We start from the raw sequence: 22,665 nt of genomic DNA on the forward strand, positions 1-22,665 counted from the left end.
GGGCGAAGGTGGCCGGGCGACATCGCGATGTCTACCTAGGTAATCGCATTGCCACCACATCGAACTGCGACCGTCGGAGACCTCCCCCGATCACAGTCGTGCCCGCCTGCGGAATGCAGGCGGGCACGAGATCTTCCAAGAGGTGGGAACTACGCGTCCTGGTTCGCGAACCAAGCCTCGATGTGCTTGCGCTCGCTCTCCATCACCTTGTGGAGCAGGTTCTCGACCAGCGGTTCGATCGCGCCGCCGACGAGGGCGACCTTCACGGCGACGGTGCCGACCACCTCGACCTCGGAACCCGCGGCGGTGGGCCGCAATTCGTAGGTGCCTTCCATTTCGGTGGTGATGCCCTTGGACGCGCCCTTGAAGTCACCCTTGGCGATTTCGCCCGCCAGGGGCCCCCAGTTATCGGTGCGTTCCAGCACGAGGTCGCTCTTGAGCACCTTGGTGACAAGGCTGGGGATCTTGTCCGCGGGTGCTGTTTCGGTCATATGGATTCGAATGGTGCCGGGCCCGTCGGGATGCGACAGGTCCAGGGTCGCGGTGGCGGCTTCGGCGAAACGCGCCTGCCACACGTCATCATTGGTAATCGCCCGGTGGAGATCTTCGACCGGAACGTTGTACTGCACCGTGAAGCTGATTTTTCGGGACATGGGCGCCAACGGTAGACCAGACATCGAATAGCCTGGTGAAGTGTCGGAAACTAGGCAGTCTGCAAACGCGGCCACGCGGAGTGTCGATCACCCGCAGCCGAGTGCCGATCACACCCCGCACCGGGAGATTCGTTTGCGACGGACCCGAACGGGGATCCTGATCGCGGCGACCGCGGTCAGCGCGCTGGCGGTGCTGCTGGTGCTCGCGGCCTGGCGCGACGACCAGTTGATCAGCTCCGATATGGGCGTTGCCACCGGTGAGGTGCTGTCCGCGGGCCGATTGCGCTCGGCGGTCATCTTCGTCACCCCGGACGGTCAGACACACAATCCGAAGGTCGGGGTCCTCTACCCCACCAAACTCACCGTCGGCGAGCGCATCAATGTCGAGTACCAGCGCAGCGATCCGGACCTGGTGCGGGTCGCGGGCCGTGACGCGTCGGTGGCGATCATTCCGGCGCTGTCGGTGATCGTGGTGGCGTGGCTGGTGGCACTGCCCGCACTGTGGCTGTTGCGCCGGATGGGCCGCTAGGGTTCGACTGTGGCGAAAACAGAGCGGCGAGAATCGTTTCGGGCCTCGCTGGAGAAGCAGCCCCATGAGGTCGCGTCGATGTTCGACGGGGTCGCGAAGCGGTACGACCTCACCAATACCGTGATTTCCGGTGGGCAGGACCGTTATTGGCGGTGGGCGACACGGAACGCCCTGGCGCTGCGGCCCGGTGAGCGGGTACTCGATCTGGCGGCCGGGACCGGTGTGTCCACGGTCGATCTGGCCAAGTCGGGTGCCTGGGTGGTGGCGGCGGACTTCTCCCAGGGCATGCTCGCGGCCGGACGGCATCGCAGGGTGCCGATGGTGGCCGCCGATGCCATGGCGCTGCCGTTCGAGGACGAATCCTTCGATGCGGTGACCATCGCGTACGGTCTGCGCAATGTGTCCGATCCGGATCTGGCGCTGCGCGAAATGCTGCGGGTCACCAAACCGGGTGGGCGACTGGCGGTGGCGGAGTTCTCCACCCCGACCTTCGGACCGTTCCGAACCCTGTACATGGAGTACCTGATGAAGGCGCTGCCCCGGATGGCGCGCGCGGTCTCCAGCAATCCGGACGCCTACGTGTATCTGGCGGAGTCGATTCGGTCCTGGCCGACACAGCCGCAACTGGCGCTGCGCATCGAGGACGCGGGCTGGTCACGGGTGCAGTGGCGCAATCTCTCGGGCGGGGTCGTTGCCGTGCACCGTGGTTTCAAACTGGACTGACCCTTCTCCACGGAGTGACGCAGGTCACGGGCCTGAGGCGTTCTCACCGCCGCCCAAATCGGCGGTGAGGAAAATTGTCATCTGGACATAACGTCCGGTAAATCCGGCGCAACCGGGACTCGGAATGATCGGTCCTATGTCGGATGCAGTCATTCCCCGCGCGAGCACCCGGACGGCGTGCTCGTATTGCGGCGTGGGCTGCGGCATCACCGTGGATACGAAGGTCGATGCCCAGGGCGCGACGGTTATCGCGAAGGTGAGCGGCGACAAGCTGCACCCGGTCAATGCCGGACGGCTGTGCACCAAGGGCGCCACACACCTCGAGCTGATGGCGACCCCGGGCCGGATGACCACCGCGTATCGGCGGTCCGAGCGGGGACGATCGGCACTCGCGGTGCCGGTGGACGACGCCGTACGGGAGGCGGCCGACCGGTTGCGGGCGATTCTCGATACGCACGGGCCGGATGCCATCGCGCTGTATGTGTCGGGGCAGATGTCGATGGAGGCGCAGTACCTGGCGACCAAACTCGCCAAGGGGTACCTGCGGACCGTCCATATCGAGGCCAATTCGCGGCTGTGTATGGCCAGCGCGGCCACCGGCTACAAGCAGTCCCTCGGTGCGGACGGGCCGCCCGGCTCCTACGCGGATATCGATCACGCCGATCTGTTCTTCGTCATCGGCGCGAATATGGCCGATTGCCATCCGATCCTGTTCCTGCGCATGGCGGATCGGTTGAAGGCGGGCGCGAAACTCATTGTCGTCGACCCGCGGCGCACCGATACCGCCACGCGCGCGGACCTCTTTCTACAGATCAAGCCCGGCACCGACCTGGCGCTCATGAACGGGCTGCTGCATCTGCTCGTCGAAAACGGGGATATCGACGCGGAATTCATCGCCGAGCACACCGAGGGCTGGGCGGCCATGCCGGAATTCCTGGCCGACTATCCACCCGCGCGGGTCGCCGAGCTCACCGGGATCGACGAGGCGGACCTGCGCACCGCCGCCCGGTGGATCGGCGCGGCGGGCGAGTGGATGTCGCTGTGGACCATGGGGCTCAATCAGTCCACGCACGGCACCTGGAATACCAACGCCCTGTGCAATCTGCACCTGGCCACCGGCGCCATCGCCCGCACCGGCAGCGGCCCGTTCTCGCTCACCGGCCAGCCGAATGCCATGGGCGGCAGGGAAATGGGTTATATGGGCCCCGGGTTGCCCGGACAGCGCTCGGTGCTGTCGGCCGCCGACAGGACCTTCGTGGAGACCGAATGGGGCGTGGAACCGGGCACCATTCGCGATACCGGCGGACCGGGCACCATCGAAATGTTCCGCGGCCTGGCCGAGGGCCAGATCAAGGCGTGCTGGGTCATCTGTAGCAATCCGGTTGCCTCGGTGGCGAATCGGAAGACCGTTATCGCCGGGCTGGAGGCGGCGGAGCTGGTGATCGCACAGGATGTGTACACCGAGACCGCCACCAATGCCTACGCCGACCTGCTGTTGCCCGCGACGCTGTGGGCGGAATCCGATGCGGTCATGGTGAATTCGGAACGCACCATGACGCTATTGCAGAGCTCGGTCGATCCGGTCGGCGACGCACGACCGGATTGGCTGCTCATCGCGCAGGTCGCCACCGCCATGGGGTTCGACGGTTTCGACTTCACCTCCAGCGCGGAGGTCTTCGACGAGATCCGCCGGTTCAGCAATCCCGCAACGGGATACGACCTGCGCGGCATCACCCATGACGCGCTGCGCGAGGGCCCCATGCAATGGCCGTGCCCAGATCCGGAGCGGCGGCACAATCCCATTCGCTATGTGAACGACGGCGTCAGCCAGACGCCATTCACCGATGAGACCGGCCACCGGCCGCGCCTGGCCTTCGCCACTCCCAGCCGCCGCGCCGTGTTCTGGCCGCGCCCGCATCTGCTGCCCGCCGAGATGCCGGATGACGATTTCCCGTTCGTACTCAATACCGGCCGCCTGCAACACCAGTGGCACACCATGACCAAGACGGGGAAGGTCGCGAAGCTCACCAAGCTGAACGGGAAACCGTTCGTGGAGGTGCACCCCGACGATGCCGAGAAGCTGGGACTGGGCCCCGGTGACCAGCTCGAAATCGCGTCTCGCCGTGGACGTGCCGTCCTGCCGGTCCAGATCAGCGACCGGACCCGGCCGGGCACCTGCTTCGCGCCGTTCCACTGGAATGACGAACACGGCGAATACCTGACCATCAATGCCGTTACCAATGACGCGGTCGATCCGGCGTCGTTGCAACCCGAATTCAAGGCGTGCGCGGTCCGACTGCGGAAGGTGACCACGCTGGCACGCGGTGCGGATTCTTCGTCCGCTCCCGACGCCGCGACCGGCACGATGGCCGATCCGGCCACAGCCGCCCCGGACTCCGGTCCGTCCGGTGCGTTCCAGCCATCGATGGGTACGAGCAATGCCCCGCATCCGCTGGCGGTCATGCTCGGCCTGGACAGCGCCACCGCACCCACCCTCAGCGAGACCGAACGTATCTACCTGGGCGGTTATTTGGCCGCACTGCAATCACTCCCGGTAACCGGGCAACCGGTACTACCGGACTCCGCGCCGATCTCGTCCGGTTCGCGCGTCTGGATCAATGGTCTGCTGGGCGGAATGTACTCGCGGACGGCACATATCGCGGCCGGTGCCGAATCGGCGGGCTCGGACGGCGACGGGCAGGAGACCGGCACCGCCACCGACGGATCCGATACGCCGCCTCGGGCCGTAACCGTGCTGTGGGCGTCGCAGACGGGAACCGCGGAGGAATTCGCGGCCGATGTCGCCACCCGATTGACCGAATCCGGTTTCCTGCCGCGCCTGCTCGATATGGACTCCGCCGAACTGACCGATCTCACCGGCGATGTGCTGGCCATCAGCAGTACCTTCGGCGACGGTGGACCGCCGGACAATGGCGCGGACTTCTGGGAACGGTTGTCCGACAGCGCCCTTCGTTTCACCGGTGTGCGGTACGCGGTATTCGCACTCGGTGACTCCTCCTATGACGACTTCTGCGGGCACGGCCGCAAACTCGACGATCTGCTGGCGAAACGCGGTGCGGCACGGCTGCTGCCGCGAGTCGACAGCGAACCCGACCACGAGGACCTGTCGGAGCAGTGGCTGGAGGATATCGTCGCACTCCTCACCGATGCGCCGGATAACACCGCGGCACTGGGTGATTCGACAACACCCGGCCCGACCGGTCCCGGCTCGGCCGACCCGCGGGCGCTGCGATCCGGCCCGGCGGGCTCGGAGCCCGCCGATAGGGGCTTCCCCGGTCGCCCCAACTCGCCCCTGCGGGGAGCGAGCCGAATCGGGGCGGCATCGACCATGGGCGGACATCCGAGGGCCGGTGGGGCGGGCGATCTCGTGGACAGCGGGGTCGGCATCGCGTCGGCGGGACCGCGTGACCGGTCCGCCACCGTCGTCCGCACCCCGACGAAGGATCGCGCACACCGCGGCACGCCCGCGCCGTTCACCCGCAACGCTCCGATCCCCGCTCCCCTGGTACGCAATGAGCTGCTGTCCCGGCCGGGTTCGGAGAAGGAGGTGCGGCAGTTCGGATTCGACCTGCGCGGGCTGGCGGCGACCTACGAGGTCGGCGATTCACTGGGGGTTCGGCCCGCCAATTGCGACAAGCTGGTGGCCGAATGGCTGGACGCCACCGGGCTCGACGGTCGGCGCATGATCGATGTGGATGACCGGACGCTGCCGCTGTCCGACGCGTTGGGCACCTACTACGACATCACCAAGGTCTCCCAGGACCTGCTCGGCTTCATTGCCGAGCGCAATGTGAGCCCCCGGCTGGCGAAGCTGCTGCGCCGCGATAACCGCAATGAACTCGACCTGTACCTGTGGGACCGGCAGCCGGTCGACGTACTGCGCGATTTCCCGGTGCAGGCCGATCTGGTGGAGTGGCTCGGCACACTGAAAAAGCTACAGCCACGCCAGTATTCGATTTCCTCGAGTCCGCTCGTCAGCCCCGACGAAGTCCAGCTCACCGTCAGCGTGGTGCGTTACGGCGATCCGGATACCATCGGCTCGGCCGCCCGCCGCGGTGGCGTGTCGTCCACCTTCCTGGCTGATCGCGCGGATGCCGCGGTACCGATCTTCCTGCAGCGTGCCCCGCACTTCCGGCCGCCGCTGGATCCGAACGCGCCCATGATCATGGTCGGCCCCGGTACCGGTATCGCACCCTTCCGCGGCTTCCTCCAGGAACGCCGTGCCCTGGGCTGTGGCGGCCGCAATTGGCTGTTCTTCGGTGACCAGCACGCCAAGGACAATTTCTACTACCGCGCCGAACTCGAGGATATGTTCCGCTCGGGTTTCCTCACTCGACTCGATCTCGCGTTCTCCCGGGATCAGCGCGAGCGAATCTATGTGCAGCACCGCATGATCGAGCACGGGGCGGAGCTGTGGGCGTGGTTGCAGGACGGCGGTCATTTCTACGTCTGCGGTGATGCCGCCCGCATGGCCAAGGACGTAGACGACACCCTGCTGAAGATCGCCCGCATCCACGGCAAGCTCGACGACGACGGGGCGCTGGCCTTCAAGAAGCAGCTCATTGCCGAGAAGCGGTATGTGCGCGATGTGTACTGAATCGATGTGGGCTCGGTCACGGAACGCGATGTGAAACGGCAATGACGTAACTGTCCCGGTCAGTTCGTCGATAGGTCGGGGAGAGCCGTCGTGGGGGCGGCGTACCCGAAACAGAAGGGGCGGGACTTGCGCCGTCGGAGTATGGGACGAATCGTATTGGCGGCCTTGGTGACCGCCGTATCGCTGGGAATGGGCGGGCAGACGGCGACGGCGGAACCGGTGACCTCCCCCGGAGTCACGGTCCCCAGCGTGAAATCACCCGACGGCTCCTACATCAAGAGCATCGAGGTGAAGGACAGCCGCAATATCACGCTCCAGATCCATTCCGCGGTCATGGATGCGACCATCCCGGTGGATGTCCTGCGCCCCGCGGACACCTCCGCACCGCGACCCACCCTGTACCTGCTCAACGGCGCGGGTGGCGGAGTGGACACCGCCACCTGGAAACTGCGCACCGACGCACTCGATTTCCTGGCGGACAAGAACGTCAACGTCGTACAGATCATTTCCACCGGATTCGCGTTCTACACCGACTGGCTCGAGACCGATCCCGTACTCGGGGTGAACAAATGGTCCACCTACATCGGCGAGGAGCTGCCGACGCTGATCGACGCCGCGCTGGGCACCAATAAGGTGAACGCGATCGCGGGACTGTCCATGGCGGGCGTATCCGTGCTGAATCTCGCCATCAACAATCCGGGATTGTTTCGCAGCGCCGCCATTTACAGCGGAATCACCCAGACCAGTGATCCCATCGCCCGGGAAGCCGTACGGCTGACCGTGGAGGTGTGGGGCGGCGGTGATGTCGAGAATATGTGGGGCGCACCGGACAACCCGCTCTGGGTTGCCAACGACCCGACCATCCATGCCGAAAAGCTGCGCGGCACAAACCTGTTCGTCTCGACGGGCAATGGCATACCCGGGGTCTACGATATGCCTGGCGGCGAGTTCTTCCCCACCGAAACCGTTCTGGAGACACCGGAGCGGCTTGCCGTCGGCGCGTTCATCGAGGCGAATGTCGATATGTTCAACCGCAATCTGGAGAGCCGGTTGCGGGAGTTCGACATCCCCGCCACCTTCGTATACCGCGGCAGCGGAACCCACTCCTGGGGATACTGGCAGGACGATCTGAAGACGTCCTGGCCGGTACTGGCGCAGGGGCTGTATTCCGCTCCCTGACACGCGAATTCCCGACTTTCGATTCAGCGCCCGTCCGATTGGACGGGCGCTGAATCGTTTTCACAGCTGAATCGTTTTCACACCAGCGGCGGATTGAGGCGGGTGAAATCGCCGAGCCGGTAGTACGGGTAGTAGGGGTAAGGCGGAGTGGTGGCGCTGGCCTTGTCGAGGCGGGCCAGCTGCTCGGCGTCGAGTTGCCAGCCGACCGCACCGAGGTTCTGGCGCAGCTGCTCCTCATTGCGTGCGCCGACGATCACCGTCGCTACGGTGGGGCGGTTCAGCAGCCAGTTGAGCGCGATCTGCGGGACGGTGTGGCCGGTTTCGGCGGCGATCTCGTCGAGGACGTCGACCACGTCGTAGAGCACCTCGTCGTCGACCGGTGGACCGGCCTCGGCGGTCTGGTGCAGGCGGCTGCCCTCCGGAAGTGATTGGCCGCGACGGATTTTGCCGGTGAGGCGGCCCCAGCCGAGCGGGCTCCACACCACCGCGCCGACCCCTTGGTCCTGTCCGAGCGGCATGAGTTCGTACTCGTAGTCGCGACCGACGAGTGAGTAGAAGACCTGGTGTGCGACATAGCGCGGGAATCCGTGCTTATCCGCCGCGGCAAGGGATTTCATGAGCTGCCAGCCCGCGAAGTTCGAGGCTCCGACATAGCGGATCTTGCCCGCCCGTACCAGATCGTGCAGGGCCGCGAGAGTTTCCTCCACCGGCGTCCCGGCATCGAAGGCGTGCAGTTGGAACAGGTCGATATGGTCCACGCCGAGCCGGCGCAGCGAACCCTCGACCGCGCCGATCAGCCGGGACCGGCCGGAACCCGCGTCATTGGGTCCCGGGCCGGTGGGCAGCGCGGCCTTGGTGGACAGCAGCAGTTGATCGCGCCGCCCCCGAATCGCCTCGCCCAGCACCTCTTCGGAGGCTCCGTCCGAGTAGACGTCGGCGGTGTCGAACATGGTGACGCCCGCCTCCAGGCTGATATCCACCAATCGGCGGGCCTGCCGCGCATCGGTATCACCCCAGGCGGAGAACAATTCGCCGCGCCCACCGAAGGTGCCCGCGCCGAAGCTCAGTGCCGGAACCATCAAACCCGATGCTCCTAGCCGGCGGTACTCCATTGCGCGCTCCTAACGGGACTATAGTTTCGTTAACACTGGCGACGCTACACTCCTGATGCCGCAAATGGAACTGGAGGACCGTTATGACCCCGGACACGCCCGCCCCAGGCTCACTCCGCCCAGGTGGACGCACCGCCCGAGTCCGCGACGCCGTGCTGCGCGCCGCCGGTGACCTCTTGGCCGAACGCGGTTTCGCCTCCCTGGATCTGGCCGAAGTGGCCGCCCGCGCCGATGTCGGCAAGACCACCGTCTATCGCCGTTGGCGCACCCCCACCGGCCTGGTCGCCGATCTCCTCGTGGAAATGGCGGAAACCTCGCTCCCCCACGCGAATACGGGCACGCTGCGCGGCGATCTCCTGGCCAATGCCCGCCTGGTGGCGAAAACCCTCACCGACTCCCGCCAAAGCCGCCTCTTCAAGGCCGTCATCGCCGCCGCGACCAGCGACGACACCGCCGCCGAAGCCCTCCGCCGCTTCTACGACATCCGCCTGACCGAATGGGTGCCCTGCGTCGAGGCAGCCATCGCCCGGGGCGAGGCACCTCCCGAAACCGACGCCCGCGCAGTACTTTCCGCAGTGTCGGCCCCGCTCTACTACCGCCTCCTGGCCAGCGGCGACCCACTCGACGACACCACCATCACCACCGCCGCCGAAGCCGCCGCACTGGCCGCGGGCGCGGGCCTGTTCACCCGGCCCCAAGGGCAGTCCGCACGCTGAGAAACCGCACCGGCAGTCACCCCGGTGCGCCGTTCGTCATCCCGGGCCGCTGCCCTCATTCCGCCACGCTGTCGCAACCCAGCCACGCTGCCGCAACCCAGCCACGCTGCCGCAACCCAGCCACGCTGCCGCAACCCAGGCGCGCTATCGCCACCCCGGCGTGCGTTCGTCGTCCCTCCACGCTGTCACCATCCTGGCAGGGCCGTTCGCCGTCCCCGCACGCTGTCCTTATCCCGGCACGCTGCCCTCACCCCGGCACGCTGTCGCCATCCCGGCACGCCACCCTCATCCGGCGTGCCGGCCGTCGCCTCGGCGCGCTGTCGTCATCCCGGCGTGTTTTTGGCCGGGATCCACACCCCGAGGCACGTGCATCGAGCGCAATGGATTCCGGCCAAGAGCACGCCGGAATGACGGGGTCGGGACCGATGCTGGGGGTCGCGCCGGATCGCGGCCCATATGGGGTCGCGCCGGAATGGCGGGTCGCGGCCCACACCGGGCCCCGCCGACATGGCGGGTCGAGGTCGCTCAGCGGGTCCAGGTGGGGTCGCGGCCGGTGAGGCCGAGGAGTTTGTCCAGGGTGGGGGCGTTATCGGGGATTGGGACGACCGGGCCGAAGAGACCGGGGGTGCCCTCCTCCGGGGTGGTGCGCAGCCAATCCACCAGGATCGTCATATCTTCGGAGTCGGGGCAGCAGGGTTGGCCGGTGGCGCGGGCCAGGTCCCAGGTGTGGATGATCAGTTCATTGAGGGCGACCCTGGCCATTTCGGTGGCGGGCAGGGTCACCCCTCCGGCCTCGGTGTCGCCCTCCCAGGCCGCGGGGTCGCGCCACGCCGAGACCAGTGCCTTCAATTGGGCCGGGATCCGGCCGCGCCAGTCCTCGGGCAGGTCCGGTAGGCCCTGGGTAGGTGAAGCGGATGCGCCGATCGACTCCTTGGTGGCGGCTCGGCGGAATGCCTCGGTCAACCCCGCCACGTGGGCGAGCAGCTGTCCCACCGTCATATCGTCGCAGGGTGTCGCGGCCTCGAGTTGCTGCGCTGCAATCGCGCTGACCACCGCTTCCATACTTATGGCGGCGGGCTCCAGATCGAATATCCGGTCGTTCATCGGACCTCCCGAAGGCAGCGACCACCCACCATGAGCGGTCGACCCATATAGGGGACTACCCATCCCGGCGAGATTCACCGCTTTCGCCCCGTACGAATGTGCTTGCACCGCAACTCCGCAACCCACTCGTTAGCAGCGAAATCGCGTGGTGGGGAGGAGAATTGGAAGATGAAGGGTGATCGAGTAGAGATCGTTGTCGATACCGGCGACGGTTACCGCAATTACGAGGTGAGCGCTACCCGCGCCGGACGGCGGGTCGATGTGCGCATTGCTCGTGGCGTTGTAGAAGTCAGCGAACTGACCAGAACGGGTACGCAGGTGCGCACCGCGCGGTTCATGTCCGCCCGCGTGGTGGCACTGGTCGAGCATCCGGCCGAGAACGGACTGCTCCCCGGTGATTGACCGGGCACAGGGCGGGTAGTCGCAAGGTGGTTGCCAGCTCTGAAGATCGAGCGCATCCTCGACACTGACAGTCGGACGACGCGGAGAGGAGCACCCGATGACCGATCGCAGCATCGACGCGGTACCGGAAGCCGATCTGATCGAGCAGACGGTCCCGGCCTATCCGGAGAACCCGGTGGACGACCCGGAAGCCGAGGCAGACACCGCGGTGACCCTCCCGGATGACGAACGCAGCTGGGAGGCCGACGAGGCCGACGTGATCGAGCAGTCCATCCCGGTGCCGCTCGACGACGATTACGACGAGGGCGCGGACAGCGAGTACTGATCCCCGCGTCGGAGAGCGCGGCGGCGAGCCACCCCGATGGGCTCGCCGCCGCTTTCGTTTCCCGCCGCGATGACCAGGGGTTCGTACCGCGTAGTCAGGGCGCGGATCAGCCCGCGATGCCCGCCCGCACGGTGGCGTGCAACTCACGCAGGCTGGAGCGTTCGGTGGCCACCTCGAGGACGCGAATCCCGTGCCCGTGCCCGGTCAGTTCCACCGCCAGCTCGGACGGATCCACCTGCCGGTGCGGCACCCGGTAGGCCGCGCACATTGCGGCCAGATCCATTCCGTGCGGCGTGCCGAAGACCCGCTCGAAGACGCCCGCGTACTGCGGATCACCCTGTTCGAGCAGTTCGAAGATGCCGCCGCCATCGTCATTTGCGACCACAATGGTGAGGTCCCTCGGTCGCGGTTCGCCCGGTCCGATGAGTAGACCGGAGGCATCGTGCAGGAAGGTGAGGTCGCCGATGAGGGCGAGGGTGCGGCCCTCGTGCGTCAGCGCCGCACCGACCGCCGCCGAAACGGTGCCGTCGATACCGGCCACACCGCGATTGGACAGCACCTTGATACCGGGTCGCGGATGCGAGACCAGCGCGGCGTCACGCACCGGATTCGAGGCCCCGAGCAGCAGTTGATCGCCGTCGCGCAGCGCGTCCATGACCACGGCGGCGACATGCAATCCGGTGGGTTTGGGGTGCGAGGCCAGTTCGGCGCGCACCACCTTCACCGCCCGCTCGTCGAGTTCGCGGCAGTGGTCGAGCCATTCGGCGGTGGGCGCGCCATAGGTGACGGCGCGGGTACCGGTGCCGACCACATTGCCGGAGACATCGGGCCAGCGCGGTCCGGTGGTGAGCGCGTAGACGGTCACCTCGGGGTCGGCGAGCACCCGCGAAACCTGCCGATGCAGCGTGGGGCGGCCGGTAATGATGGCCTGCTTCGGCCGCAATAGTGACAGCGCCAGCGGATGCAGCGGTGGTCCGTGCATGGGGGCCGTGGGTTCGGCGACGGTCGGCAGGGTGGCCAGTTCCGGTCGATGCCCCGCCCCGTGTCCGGAAATGACGACCGTATCGAGCGAGAGATCGATATCGAGCGGGACATCCAGGGTCGCGTATTGCGTTGCGGTCCAAGGCCGTCCACTATCGCGCCCCTCGGGCAGCGGCTCGCCGACGTGGGCGTCCGGAACCAGCGGTTCGCGCAGCGGGATATCGAAGTGCACCGGCCCGGCATTGCCGGAGCGGGTTCCACGACCGGCAGCGAGCACCCGGCAGACGGCCGAGCGCCATACGCTGTTCTGCCGGCTGTAGGACCCGTCGTCTTCTTTCTCGGCGAGTCCGAGGCTGATGCTGGCGCGCACCTGGCTGTTGAACAGGCCGAGCTGTTCGATGGTCTGGTTGGCCCCGGTGCCCAGCATCTCGTAGGGCCGGTTGGCGCTGAGCACGATGAGCGGCACCCGCGCGTAGTTGGCCTCCAGTACGGCGGGTCCCAGATTGGCGACGGCGGTCCCGGAGGTCATGACCACCGGTACCGGGCGGCCGCTGGCAATGGCGAGCCCGACAGCCAGGAAGCCCGCGGTGCGCTCGTCGATCCGCATATGCAGCCGGATTCGTCCCGCGGCGTCGGCGGCCTGTAATGCGAAGGCCAGCGGCGCGTTTCGCGAACCGGGGCACAGGACGACGTCCCGCACTCCCCCGCGCGCCAGTTCGTCGACGACGACCTGCGCCTGTGCTGTCGAAGGATTCACGCTCCAAGCCTCCCAGACAGTCGACTTCCGCGCTGCGTCACCCCGCTCACACTCCCTGTTATAGTTAGGGTTTGCTAACCTAATCCCATGGCGAAGCGCACCAAGTACCTCAAGCCCGAGAACCGCGACTTCATCAGCGCGGAAGTGCTGGCGAGCAAGCGGATCAGTCCCAATTTTGTCCGCGTCACGCTGGGCGGGGAGGGACTGGCCGGATTCAGCCCCATGGGGTTCGACCACTGGTTCCGATTCTTCATGCCCGGCAAGGACGGCGAACTGCGCCTGCCGACCTCCACCAGCAGCCTCGGCTGGTACGCCCAGTACCTACTGATGGGCAAGGAGCACCGCCCGACGGCGCGCAACTACACGGTGCGCGACTTCCGCCCCGCCGGTTCGGGCGAATTCGGCTCCACCGCCGAACTCGATATCGACTTCGTCGCACACGGCGACGACAGCCCGGCCTCCAACTGGGCCAATAACGCCACCCCCGGCAATAAGGTCGGCCTACTCGACGAGGGCATTACGTTCCAGGCCCCGGACCACACCGAATTCGCACTACTGCTCGGCGATGAGAGCGCTCTACCCGCCATCGCGGGGGTGCTGCGCTCCGCGCCGCGTGAGTTGAAGGGTGCGGCGTTCATCGAGATTCCGCACGCCGATGACGCGCAGCAACTGGGCGAACCCGAAGGGGTTCAGGTGCACTGGATCGTGCGCACCGATGCGCATGGCGAGGTGGGCGCGCAGGCCGCCGCGGCCATGGAGGCGGCGACACTGCCGACACAGGGTGTCTACGCGTTCCTGGCCGGTGAGCAGAAAATGGTGTCGGGAGCGCGCCGCCACCTGGTCGAGCACGGAATCCCCAAAGCGGACATTACTTTCACCGGATACTGGCGAGTAGGTAAGGCGCAGGGCTGAATTCGTTCGGAAATTAGGCTGTTCGCGGCCCACACGGGGCCGCGAACCGGCCGGTTTGCATTAGCCAGCGTGACGCTGGACCAGATCGCCGACTCGCGGAAGCGCCTCGGCGACATGCTTCTTCGCCGACGAACGCATCGAGCCGTAAACCTTGGTCAGGGCGGGGCGCGAGGAAGCCGCGGCCCGCTCATCCGTCACCGACAGCAGCGCCTCGGCAACCTCATCCTGCTTGGCGACCAGTAGATCGCCGAAAGAGCCGGTGCCACTTGCCTTGTACTCGGCCCAGTACGGCTCGAGCTGGGCGACCAGCTTGGGGGCGAAGGAATTAAGAGCGTCACCGACGATGGTCGGGCTGACCTTCTTGACCGCGGCGTAGCCACCCTTCACGGCCAATCCCGACGCGCCGCCCTTATCCGACACCTCCGCGTCCAGAACCGATTGGGCATCGGCGATGAAGGCCGCGCGCTTGGTGTCGTCGAGCAGGGATTCAGACAGTGCTGCAACCACTTTCAGGTCCTCCGGATAGTTTTTCGATGAACGAGCGCACGCCACTATACGCACCGGTGTCCCCGCACACACGGCCCCGACGCACTACGGCTGCCAAGGCAGCAACTGCACCATAAGCCCTTCACAATCGGCCAACAACGTTTCAGATTCATCGAATAATCGTGCGCTGACGAAGGTTTTGCGTCCCTCGACCCGATCCACCGTGCCTACCACGGTCAATGGTGTTTCCAGCGGAGTGATCTTGCGGTAGTTCACATGGAGGTAAGCGGTGCGGCTGATCGGCTGTCCGGCGTAGTGCACGAGGGTGCCGAACAAGTCATCGAACAGCAAAGGCAGCACGCCGCCGTGCGCGGCGCCATTTCCGCCGAGGTGATACCGCCGGAAAACCCCTTCGCTGCGCACCCCGTTCGGACCGGCCTCGACCACCCGCCAGGGCAGCATCAGCAAACTTCCGCGGCCCGGCAGCTTCACCGCGCGTCCGGCCGGACTCGCCAATTCCGGCGCGCGGTGCGGCTCGAGCAGCTCGATGAGTTCCTGGGCCTGCGCGAGCGCCTGACCGAACAGCGCGTCGGGCGCGTCCACGGAGACGGCCAGATCCTGCAGGGTGCGCATGGCCTCGACGAAGGGCGCGAAATTGGGTCCCGGATCGGCCTCGGTGATCTTGGGGAAGCCACCGTGGTTCTCGTATTTGTCCGGGTCGACGGCACTGGCGTCGATAACCGGTTCCACTCGTTCGCTCATACCTGCACGGTAGCGGGTGTTTTTACACCGTCAAGTAGCAGGTGTGCCGCACCACACGCGCCCACACCGCTGAGTTCCGCGACGACCGCCCACTAAGTTCAAGCCCGTGACCTTCAACGCGACACTGTGGCGGCCCGTCCCCGGGTTCGAGAACCTCACCGACATCACCTATCACCGGCATATCGACCAGGGCACCGTGCGCATCGCGTTCGACCGTCCGGAGGTGCGCAACGCCTTCCGCCCCCATACGGTCGACGAGCTCTACCGCGCCCTGGACCACGCCCGGATGACCTCCGATGTCGGCGCGGTGCTGCTCACCGGTAACGGCCCCAGCCCCAAGGACGGCGGCTGGGCCTTCTGCTCCGGCGGTGATCAGCGCATCCGCGGCCGCAGCGGCTACCAGTACGCCGCCGGCGAGACCGCCGACACCGTGGATCCGGCCCGGGCCGGACGACTGCACATTCTCGAGGTGCAGCGGCTGATCCGGTTCATGCCGAAGGTCGTCATCGCGCTCGTGAACGGCTGGGCGGCCGGTGGCGGGCATTCGCTGCACGTCGTCTGCGACCTCACCCTCGCCTCCCGTGAGCACGCGAAGTTCAAGCAGACCGACGCCGATGTGGGCAGCTTCGACGCCGGGTACGGCAGCGCCTACCTCGCGAAAATGGTCGGGCAGAAGTTCGCCCGCGAGATCTTCTTCCTCGGCCGCCCGTACACCGCCGAGGAAATGCACGCCATGGGCGCGGTCAACGCGGTCGCCGATCACGCCGAACTCGAGAATGTGGCGCTGGAGTGGACCGCCGAGATTCTCAACAAGTCACCGCAGGCCATTCGAATGCTCAAGTACGCCTTCAACCTCACCGATGACGGACTGGTCGGCCAGCAGTTGTTCGCCGGTGAGGCCACCCGCATGGGGTATATGACCGACGAGGCGGTCGAGGGACGCGACTCGTTCCTGGAGAAGCGAAAGCCGGACTGGACGCCCTACCCCTGGTACTTCTGAAGACACGGTGTGGATTCCGGCCAAAGGCGTGCCGGAATGACCAGGTGGATGATCCTGACGGAGGTTCGACATGGACATACTCGGCAGTCGGGTGATTCTGCGGCCCGACGACTACGCGGTGACGCTCGCGTTCTATCGAGACGGGCTGGAACTGGCGATCGCCCGCGAATACCCGGGTGGCACGGTGTTCTTCGCGGGGCAGTCGCTCATCGAGGTGGCGGCGCACGGGCGGGCCGGGGACGCGCCGGAGGGGTTCGCGGGGGCGTTGTGGTTGCAGGTGCGCGATGCCGAGGAGGCCGCGGCGGAACTCGCGCGCAGGGGTGTGGCCATCGACCGCGCCCCGCGGCGGGAGCCGTGGGGGCTGATCGAAATGTGGGTGCGTGATCCGGACGGGGTGCCGATCGTCCTGGTCGAGATTCCGCCCGAGCATCCGATTCGCCGCGACAGTCGGCCACCGACCGAGACCCAATAACATGCCAACCGGTGTGATTCCGCTCGGGGTGGCGGTTAACGGGACGTGAACAACGTGCCGCAAACTGTTTCCCGTGTCTGCCGAACTGCTTGTTCTGCTGATCGTTGTTCTCACGGCCCTGGCATTCGACTTCACCAACGGATTCCATGACACCGCGAACGCGATGGCCACGTCGATCGCCACCGGTGCGCTACCGCCGCGCAGGGCCGTACTCCTTTCCGGAGCGCTCAACCTGGTCGGCGCGTTCCTGTCCGTTGCCGTCGCCGCCACCGTGGCCGACGGCATCGTCCAACTCGATGAGGTGAGCGGTCGGGCACTGCTCGACATCGTGTTCGCCGGACTCGTCGGCGGCATTCTGTGGAACCTCTTCACCTGGCTGCTCGGTCTGCCGTCGAGTTCCTCGCACGCGCTGTTCGGCGGGCTCATCGGCGCGACCATCGCGGCGCTCGGCTGGGACGGCGTGGTGTGGGCGGCGGGCGATAAGGGCGTGCTCGTCAAGATCATCATTCCGGCGCTGGTCGCACCCGTGGTGGCGGCGCTGGTCGCGGCCATCGCGTCCCGGGCGGTCTATCGAATCACCCGGGGCAGCAACCAGAAAACCGTGGACGGCGGCTTCCGCTGGGGGCAGATCGGTTCGGCCTCACTGGTCTCCCTGGCACACGGCACCAATGACGCGCAGAAGACCATGGGCGTCATCTTCCTGGCCCTCATCGCGCACGGCACCGCCCGACCCGGCGACCCGCTGCCGCTGTGGGTGATCGTGTCCTGCGCGATCGCCATCGCCGCGGGCACCTGTCTGGGCGGGTGGCGAATTATCCGCACCCTCGGCAAGGGGCTGGTCGACATCGTGCCGCCGCAGGGGTTCGCGGCCGAATCCACCAGCGGCGCGATCATTCTCACCTCGGCGCACTTCGGTATGCCGCTGTCGACCACCCAGGCCGTGACCGGCTCCATCCTGGGCTCCGGCCTGGGCCGACCCGGCGCCGAGGTGCGCTGGACAGTACTGGGGCGCATGCTGGTGGCATGGGTGCTGACCCTGCCGATGGCGGGTCTGGTCGGCGCCATCTGCTGGGCGATCCTGCACGGCATCGGCGATACCGCGGGCGCACTCGTGGTCTTCGCGCTGCTGATCGCCGCGGCATCGCTGATCTGGCTGCGGTCACGGCAGACCGCGGTGAACTCGCGCAATGTGAACGAGGAATGGCAGGAGTCGGCCGACACCGCCGACACCGCCGCCACCGCCAACACCGCCACCAACGGAATCGGGTAGGAGTCCGGGATGCACACCCTACTGTCGAATCTCGGCGATCTGGCGCAGGTCGTGCTGGCGGCCCTGATCTTCGGGGCCGGACTGCCCACGATATTCGCCTTCGGTATCCACTTCCGCGCCCGCGCCGACGATGCCGGACCCGACGGCGGTGCGGTGCGCACGGCGACACTGGCGGTATCCACGCTGTGCTTCGCGGTGGTGATGGCCGCGGTGGTAATCGGCGTGCTGTTCATCGCCAAGGGCTTTCTGGCCTCCAGGCTCGGTATCCACATCTTCGGCGCGTGATGGCGACGGATAGAAAGGCACGCCCGTGAGCACTCCGGAAAAGCCCGACCTGCTCGAGGCCGCACGCAACTCGCTGCGGCAGTCCGGTTCGATGCTGCACAAGGTACTCGACTGGCTGAAAGCCGGGTACCCGCAGGGCATCCCGCAGTCGGACTACGTGGCACTACTCGCCGTCCTACATCGTCGGCTCACCGAGTACGAGGTGCGGATCGTGGTCGAGGAACTGGTCCGCGAGCGCGGCGCCACCGACAAGATCGGTGAGGCGGAGATCGCCGAAGCCATTGCCCGAGTTGCCAAGGAGCAACCGGGCGAGGACGATATCGCTCGGGTGGCCTCCCGGCTGGCAGCGGGCGGATGGCCGCTGGCGACACCGACGTCCGACTGACCGCACGACCACCATCGACCACGGACGCGGACCCAGAATCGCGCGCCCACCCCCGAACATGACACGATCGCGAACGTGAGCAGCACCCTGCGGACCCTTCCCATGCCCACCGGCGCAGCCGTGGGTGAAGTACTGCCGCACCTGCGAGAAGCCCTGGAGGGCAACGGCCCGGCCTGGCTCCCCATCCCCACCGCCGACCGTCGCGAGTCACATCGCCTCAGCAGCGCACTGCGGCCCGGCGAACCCATCGACGACGATGTCGCCCTGGTGGTGACCACCTCCGGAACCACTGGAACACCCAAGGGCGCCATGCTTTCCTCGGCCGCACTGCGTGCCAGCGGGGACGCCACCCATGAGCGGCTCGGCGGGCCCGGGCAGTGGTTGTTGGCGCTGCCGACCTACCACATCGCCGGGGTCCAGGTGCTGCTGCGCAGTATTCTCGCGGGCACCGAACCGGCGGTTCTCGACGTATCCGGCGGCTTCCTACCCGAGGGTCTAGCCAGCGCGGTGGCCGGTATGCGTGGACCACGCCGGTACACCTCGCTGGTGCCGACCCAACTCATCAAGGCGCTCGACGAACCCGTCGGCCGGGAGGCCCTGGCAGAGTTCGACGCCGTATTGGTCGGCGGCGCGGCCACTCCCGCACCGGTGCTCGAGCGCGCCCGCGCGGCAGGCATCAATGTGGTGCGCACCTACGGCATGAGTGAAACCTGCGGCGGCTGCGTCTACGAGGGCGTACCGCTCACCGGAACCCAGATCCGGATCGAGGACGGCCGGGTCCTACTCGGCGGCACCACCCTCGCCAAGGGTTACCGCGGTCTCGGCGATCACCCCGCCTTCGCCGAACCCGGCTGGTTCCGCACCGAGGACGCCGGTACCTACACCGACGGCGTTCTCACCATTACCGGACGACTCGACGAGGCGATCATGACCGGCGGCCTACTGGTCATCCCCCAGGTCGTCGAGGCCGTGCTGGCCACCCACCCGGCCATTGCCGAATGCGTGGTCCTCGGCCTCCCCGATGACCGCCTCGGCCAACGCGTGGCCGTCGCGGTCATCGTGCGCCCCGGTGTCACCCCACCCACCCTGGACGAACTGCGCGACCACGTGCTCGATGAACTCGACGCCATTGCCGCACCGCGCGAATTGGCTGTGCTGGAGGAACTTCCGCTGCGCGGTCCGGGTAAGCCGGACCGCGCGAAACTGCGCAAAGACCTGCTCGCCGACTCCACTCATTGACCACAACTCCCACCTAGCGTTCAGTCCGTGCGAGAGATCTGGGATTCGTGGGGAAATGTCTTGGTAGCGTGGGCGATTGCCGTCCCGCTGGTGATGGTCGGCGCATGGGCGCTGTTCGGACTGCGTGTGCGCCGGGGGTATTCGCGCGCCGTGGCGCTGCGATTCACCGTGGCCGAGGCCGGGATGCTCATCGGCACACTGCCATGGGTGTGGATGATCCTCACACCGATCGACGGTGAACGGACGCTGCTGCTGGTACCGCTGCGCGATCTCGTCGAGACGCTGAGCGATACGCCCTGGCGTGCGATCGTCCAGGTGGTGCCGAACATGATCGTCTTCGCGCCACTGGGCTTCTTCCTGCCGCTGCGGTTTCCCTGGTTCGCGGGTGTCTGGCGGATGGTCGCGGTCGGTGCCGCGCTCTCCGCGGCGCTCGAGGCCGCGCAGTATGTCCTCGATCTCGGACGATTCTCATCAGTGGACGATGTCCTGATGAATGCCGCCGGTGCGGGGATCGGAGCTCTCATCGCGAAGCTGTACCTCTCGTCATCCCGGCGTAGATTTGGCCGGGATCCACGTCCTGGTCAGAGGTGGATTCCGGCCAAAAGCACGCCGGAATGACGGGGTGCTTCACCTGACGTAAGAGCACTTGCGCGGACATGCAAGAGCGGTGCCAGGGCTGTGCAAGGTGGGGACCGCACATTTGTGTCATGACCTCTTACACACCTGCTGAGCCACTCGCTATCGAGGCGAACGACTTGGTCAAGGTCTTCGGGGAGCAGCGGGCCGTAGACGGCGTCGGTCTCGCGGTGCCACGCGGGGCCGTGTACGGCGTGCTCGGACCCAATGGCGCCGGGAAGACCACGACCATTCGCATGCTCGCCACGCTGCTGCGGCCCGACGGCGGCAGCGCCCGCATCTTCGGACGCGATGTGGTGGCCGAACCCACCGCGGTGCGTTCGCTCATCGGCGTGACCGGGCAGTACGCATCGGTCGACGAAAAGCTCAGTGCCACCGAGAACCTGATCATTTTCTCGCGCCTGCTCGGCCTGTCGAAGGCAGACTCTCGGCGCAAGTCGGTGGAGCTGCTCGAGGAATTCGGGCTGGCGGAGGCCGCGAACAAGCCGTTGGAGAACTTCTCCGGCGGTATGCGTCGGCGAATCGATCTGGCGGCCAGCCTGATCGCCCGGCCGCCGTTGCTCTTCCTCGACGAGCCGACCACCGGTCTCGACCCGCGCACCCGCGCCCAAATGTGGGACACCATCCGACGTTTGGTGCGGGAGGGATCCACGGTGCTGCTCACCACGCAGTATCTGGACGAGGCCGATCAATTGGCCGACCGGATCGCGGTCATCGACCGCGGCCGGGTCATCGCCGACGGCACCTCCGACGAACTCAAGGCCTCGGTGGGCACTTCGGCCCTGCAACTGACGCTGACCGACCGGGACCGGATGGAGGAGGCCCGAATCCTGGTGGGCGAGTTCCTCTCTCGCGCCGAGGGCAAGGTCGTAGAAGCGACCATCAGCCCGGAGGCGGGCCGTATCACCGCACCGCTGCCCGACCCCACCATCACCACCGACATTCTGATCCGGTTGCGCGAGCACGATATCCGGATCGACGAGATCAATGTCGCCAAACCGACGCTGGACGAGGTGTTCTTCGCGATCACCGGCCATGGCGCGGAAGACGACACCGACACCGAACGGAGCGCGGCATGAGCGGTCAGCGCCCGGAGGAGGCAGCTTGCGTAACCACGCAGGGCGCCCGCACATGCCAGGAGGAAACAGCATGACCACGACTCTCACCGCACCGACGGGCCGCCACGCGGCGGCCGCGCTGCCCCCCATTCCCGAAGTAAGCAACCACATTCCGATCCGGCAGACCGTGGCCAACTCGATGACCATGGCCTACCGCGGCCTCCTCAAGATCAAGCACAATCCGGAACAGCTGTTCGACGTCACCGTGCAGCCGATCCTGTTCACCGCGCTGTTCGCCTATATTTTCGGTGGTTCCATCGGTGGCAGCGTGGCGAACTATCTGCCGATTCTGATTCCGGGCATTCTGGTGCAGACCGTGGTACTGACCTCCGTGGTCACCGGTACCCAGATGCGCGAGGATATGGACAAGGGCGTCTTCGACCGGTTCAAATCGCTGCCAATTGCCCGTATTTCGGCGCTGTCGGGTGCGCTGATCGCCGATATGGTGCGCTACGGGCTGGCGACGGTCCTCACTTTCACGGTGGGTCTGTTGCTCGGCTACCGTCCGCAGGGCGGCGTGATCGCGATCATCGTCACCGGCCTGGTGGTCGTGTTCTGCTCGTTCGCCGTGAGCTGGATCTGGGCGCTGGTCGGTGTCACCGGCAAGAGCGCGGCCTCGGTGCAGGGCATCTCGATGATGATCATGTTCCCGCTGACCTTCATGTCGGGCGCCTTCGCTCCGGTCTCCACCATGCCGGGCTGGTTGCAGGGCGCCAATCAGGTCAACCCGATCTACTACATGGTCAATACCGCACGGGAATTGATGAACAACGGCGCCTACACCGCCGATCTGGCGTGGTCGCTGATCGGTTCGGTCGTGGTGATCGCGATCTTCGCGCCGCTGACCGTCCGGGCGTACATGCGCCGGGCATGAGGCCCATCGAATGCGGGCGCACCCGTCGGCCGAATCGGTGGGCGGGTGCGCTCATTCGTATTTCCGGACTGCGCATGGCAGGACGCCACTCGCACCAAGCGCCTGGTCAGCAGTCCTGAGCGCGACT

23 protein-coding genes are annotated in these 22,665 nt (G+C 66.6%); 17 read left to right on the forward strand and 6 right to left on the reverse strand.

Annotated features, from left to right (window positions below; genetic code table 11):
• Nucleotides 1–149: 149 nt before the first annotated feature.
• Nucleotides 150–653 (reverse strand): DUF2505 domain-containing protein, encoded by a 504-nt coding sequence (locus tag NU1_RS34760; protein ID WP_067528189.1) that lies wholly within the window; start codon nucleotides 651–653, stop codon nucleotides 150–152.
• A gap of 127 nt (nucleotides 654–780) precedes the next feature.
• On the opposite strand from NU1_RS34760, the gene NU1_RS34765 reads away from it, so the two are divergent.
• The 4 genes from NU1_RS34765 (at nucleotide 781) to NU1_RS34780 (ending at nucleotide 7,702) form a co-directional block, all read left to right on the forward strand.
• Nucleotides 781–1,182 (forward strand): DUF3592 domain-containing protein, encoded by a 402-nt coding sequence (locus tag NU1_RS34765; protein ID WP_067528233.1) that lies wholly within the window; start codon nucleotides 781–783, stop codon nucleotides 1,180–1,182.
• Nucleotides 1,183–1,191: 9 nt separating this feature from the next.
• On the forward strand, nucleotides 1,192–1,905 hold the full coding sequence (locus NU1_RS34770; protein WP_067528191.1) for a demethylmenaquinone methyltransferase: 714 nt from the start codon (nucleotides 1,192–1,194) through the stop codon (nucleotides 1,903–1,905).
• A gap of 136 nt (nucleotides 1,906–2,041) precedes the next feature.
• Nucleotides 2,042–6,523, forward strand: coding sequence for a bifunctional nitrate reductase/sulfite reductase flavoprotein subunit alpha (locus NU1_RS34775; RefSeq protein WP_245720451.1), 4,482 nt, complete (start codon nucleotides 2,042–2,044; stop codon nucleotides 6,521–6,523).
• A gap of 141 nt (nucleotides 6,524–6,664) precedes the next feature.
• Nucleotides 6,665–7,702 carry an alpha/beta hydrolase gene (locus NU1_RS34780; protein ID WP_067528196.1) on the forward strand — a complete coding sequence of 346 codons (1,038 nt, stop codon included), beginning with the start codon at nucleotides 6,665–6,667 and terminating at the stop codon, nucleotides 7,700–7,702.
• A 77-nt stretch (nucleotides 7,703–7,779) separates the two neighbouring features.
• On the opposite strand, the gene NU1_RS34785 is transcribed toward NU1_RS34780, so the two are convergent.
• Complete coding sequence (locus tag NU1_RS34785) at nucleotides 7,780–8,814, reverse strand: aldo/keto reductase (protein ID WP_067528198.1); 1,035 nt, start codon at nucleotides 8,812–8,814, stop codon at nucleotides 7,780–7,782.
• 83 nt (nucleotides 8,815–8,897) lie between these two features.
• Here NU1_RS34785 and NU1_RS34790 point away from each other — a divergent pair, with 83 nt between their 5' ends.
• On the forward strand, nucleotides 8,898–9,530 hold the full coding sequence (locus tag NU1_RS34790; protein WP_067528200.1) for a TetR/AcrR family transcriptional regulator: 633 nt from the start codon (nucleotides 8,898–8,900) through the stop codon (nucleotides 9,528–9,530).
• Between the two features lie 525 nt (nucleotides 9,531–10,055).
• Here NU1_RS34790 and NU1_RS34795 read toward each other — a convergent pair.
• Nucleotides 10,056–10,634, reverse strand: a complete 579-nt coding sequence (locus NU1_RS34795) for a TIGR03086 family metal-binding protein (protein WP_067528202.1) — start codon at nucleotides 10,632–10,634, stop codon at nucleotides 10,056–10,058.
• A 168-nt stretch (nucleotides 10,635–10,802) separates the two neighbouring features.
• On the opposite strand from NU1_RS34795, the gene NU1_RS34800 reads away from it, so the two are divergent.
• Nucleotides 10,803–11,036, forward strand: coding sequence for a DUF8836 family protein (locus NU1_RS34800; RefSeq protein ID WP_067528204.1), 234 nt, complete (start codon nucleotides 10,803–10,805; stop codon nucleotides 11,034–11,036).
• Nucleotides 11,037–11,133: 97 nt separating this feature from the next.
• Entirely contained in the window at nucleotides 11,134–11,361 is a 228-nt protein-coding gene (locus tag NU1_RS34805; RefSeq protein WP_067528206.1) for an Rv3202a family protein, read from the forward strand.
• Between the two features lie 106 nt (nucleotides 11,362–11,467).
• Here NU1_RS34805 and menD read toward each other — a convergent pair whose 3' ends face one another.
• Nucleotides 11,468–13,099 (reverse strand): 2-succinyl-5-enolpyruvyl-6-hydroxy-3-cyclohexene-1-carboxylic-acid synthase, encoded by a 1,632-nt coding sequence (gene menD, locus NU1_RS34810; protein WP_067528207.1) that lies wholly within the window; start codon nucleotides 13,097–13,099, stop codon nucleotides 11,468–11,470.
• 87 nt (nucleotides 13,100–13,186) lie between these two features.
• Here menD and NU1_RS34815 point away from each other — a divergent pair, with 87 nt between their 5' ends.
• Complete coding sequence (locus NU1_RS34815) at nucleotides 13,187–14,011, forward strand: siderophore-interacting protein (RefSeq protein ID WP_067528209.1); 825 nt, start codon at nucleotides 13,187–13,189, stop codon at nucleotides 14,009–14,011.
• A 60-nt stretch (nucleotides 14,012–14,071) separates the two neighbouring features.
• On the opposite strand, the gene NU1_RS34820 is transcribed toward NU1_RS34815, so the two are convergent.
• Together NU1_RS34820 and NU1_RS34825 are read right to left on the reverse strand one after the other, a co-directional pair.
• Complete coding sequence (locus NU1_RS34820; protein ID WP_067528212.1) at nucleotides 14,072–14,518, reverse strand: DUF6918 family protein; 447 nt, start codon at nucleotides 14,516–14,518, stop codon at nucleotides 14,072–14,074.
• 84 nt (nucleotides 14,519–14,602) lie between these two features.
• The gene (locus tag NU1_RS34825; protein ID WP_067528214.1) at nucleotides 14,603–15,259 is read right to left on the reverse strand and encodes a PaaI family thioesterase; all 657 of its coding nucleotides are present in this window, start codon (nucleotides 15,257–15,259) and stop codon (nucleotides 14,603–14,605) included.
• 106 nt (nucleotides 15,260–15,365) lie between these two features.
• On the opposite strand from NU1_RS34825, the gene NU1_RS34830 reads away from it, so the two are divergent.
• The 9 genes from NU1_RS34830 to NU1_RS34870 all read left to right on the forward strand — a co-directional run bounded on the left by NU1_RS34830 (nucleotide 15,366) and on the right by NU1_RS34870 (nucleotide 22,538).
• The gene (locus NU1_RS34830) at nucleotides 15,366–16,259 is read left to right on the forward strand and encodes a 1,4-dihydroxy-2-naphthoyl-CoA synthase (RefSeq protein ID WP_067528216.1); all 894 of its coding nucleotides are present in this window, start codon (nucleotides 15,366–15,368) and stop codon (nucleotides 16,257–16,259) included.
• 70 nt (nucleotides 16,260–16,329) lie between these two features.
• Complete coding sequence (locus tag NU1_RS34835) at nucleotides 16,330–16,731, forward strand: VOC family protein (RefSeq protein ID WP_067528219.1); 402 nt, start codon at nucleotides 16,330–16,332, stop codon at nucleotides 16,729–16,731.
• Between the two features lie 73 nt (nucleotides 16,732–16,804).
• Nucleotides 16,805–18,001, forward strand: coding sequence for an inorganic phosphate transporter (locus NU1_RS34840; RefSeq protein ID WP_067528221.1), 1,197 nt, complete (start codon nucleotides 16,805–16,807; stop codon nucleotides 17,999–18,001).
• A gap of 9 nt (nucleotides 18,002–18,010) precedes the next feature.
• On the forward strand, nucleotides 18,011–18,286 hold the full coding sequence (locus NU1_RS34845) for a hypothetical protein (protein WP_067528223.1): 276 nt from the start codon (nucleotides 18,011–18,013) through the stop codon (nucleotides 18,284–18,286).
• A gap of 25 nt (nucleotides 18,287–18,311) precedes the next feature.
• Entirely contained in the window at nucleotides 18,312–18,671 is a 360-nt protein-coding gene (locus NU1_RS34850) for a DUF3349 domain-containing protein (protein WP_307645597.1), read from the forward strand.
• 102 nt (nucleotides 18,672–18,773) lie between these two features.
• Nucleotides 18,774–19,910, forward strand: a complete 1,137-nt coding sequence (menE, locus tag NU1_RS34855) for an o-succinylbenzoate--CoA ligase (protein ID WP_067528225.1) — start codon at nucleotides 18,774–18,776, stop codon at nucleotides 19,908–19,910.
• A gap of 27 nt (nucleotides 19,911–19,937) precedes the next feature.
• The gene (locus NU1_RS34860) at nucleotides 19,938–20,528 is read left to right on the forward strand and encodes a VanZ family protein (RefSeq protein ID WP_067528227.1); all 591 of its coding nucleotides are present in this window, start codon (nucleotides 19,938–19,940) and stop codon (nucleotides 20,526–20,528) included.
• Nucleotides 20,529–20,617: 89 nt separating this feature from the next.
• On the forward strand, nucleotides 20,618–21,625 hold the full coding sequence (locus NU1_RS34865) for an ATP-binding cassette domain-containing protein (protein ID WP_067528229.1): 1,008 nt from the start codon (nucleotides 20,618–20,620) through the stop codon (nucleotides 21,623–21,625).
• A 70-nt stretch (nucleotides 21,626–21,695) separates the two neighbouring features.
• Nucleotides 21,696–22,538, forward strand: a complete 843-nt coding sequence (locus NU1_RS34870; protein ID WP_067528231.1) for an ABC transporter permease — start codon at nucleotides 21,696–21,698, stop codon at nucleotides 22,536–22,538.
• Nucleotides 22,539–22,665: the final 127 nt, after the last annotated feature.

It is taken from the genome of Nocardia uniformis NBRC 13702 (genome assembly GCF_001613345.1).
Lineage (GTDB): Bacteria > Actinomycetota > Actinomycetes > Mycobacteriales > Mycobacteriaceae > Nocardia > Nocardia uniformis.

Coding starts and splice junctions, on each gene's coding strand:
- NU1_RS34825 (WP_067528214.1), bottom strand. CDS start 15,259: ATGAGCGAACGAGTGGAACCGGTTATCGACGCCAGTGCCGTCGACCCG.
- NU1_RS34795 (WP_067528202.1), bottom strand. CDS start 10,634: ATGAACGACCGGATATTCGATCTGGAGCCCGCCGCCATAAGTATGGAA.
- NU1_RS34760 (WP_067528189.1), bottom strand. CDS start 653: ATGTCCCGAAAAATCAGCTTCACGGTGCAGTACAACGTTCCGGTCGAA.
- NU1_RS34780 (WP_067528196.1), top strand. CDS start 6,665: ATGGGACGAATCGTATTGGCGGCCTTGGTGACCGCCGTATCGCTGGGA.
- NU1_RS34800 (WP_067528204.1), top strand. CDS start 10,803: ATGAAGGGTGATCGAGTAGAGATCGTTGTCGATACCGGCGACGGTTAC.
- NU1_RS34835 (WP_067528219.1), top strand. CDS start 16,330: ATGGACATACTCGGCAGTCGGGTGATTCTGCGGCCCGACGACTACGCG.
- NU1_RS34815 (WP_067528209.1), top strand. CDS start 13,187: ATGGCGAAGCGCACCAAGTACCTCAAGCCCGAGAACCGCGACTTCATC.
- NU1_RS34845 (WP_067528223.1), top strand. CDS start 18,011: ATGCACACCCTACTGTCGAATCTCGGCGATCTGGCGCAGGTCGTGCTG.
- NU1_RS34805 (WP_067528206.1), top strand. CDS start 11,134: ATGACCGATCGCAGCATCGACGCGGTACCGGAAGCCGATCTGATCGAG.
- menE (WP_067528225.1), top strand. CDS start 18,774: ATGCCCACCGGCGCAGCCGTGGGTGAAGTACTGCCGCACCTGCGAGAA.
- NU1_RS34790 (WP_067528200.1), top strand. CDS start 8,898: ATGACCCCGGACACGCCCGCCCCAGGCTCACTCCGCCCAGGTGGACGC.
- NU1_RS34870 (WP_067528231.1), top strand. CDS start 21,696: ATGACCACGACTCTCACCGCACCGACGGGCCGCCACGCGGCGGCCGCG.
- NU1_RS34865 (WP_067528229.1), top strand. CDS start 20,618: ATGACCTCTTACACACCTGCTGAGCCACTCGCTATCGAGGCGAACGAC.
- NU1_RS34775 (WP_245720451.1), top strand. CDS start 2,042: ATGTCGGATGCAGTCATTCCCCGCGCGAGCACCCGGACGGCGTGCTCG.
- NU1_RS34785 (WP_067528198.1), bottom strand. CDS start 8,814: ATGGAGTACCGCCGGCTAGGAGCATCGGGTTTGATGGTTCCGGCACTG.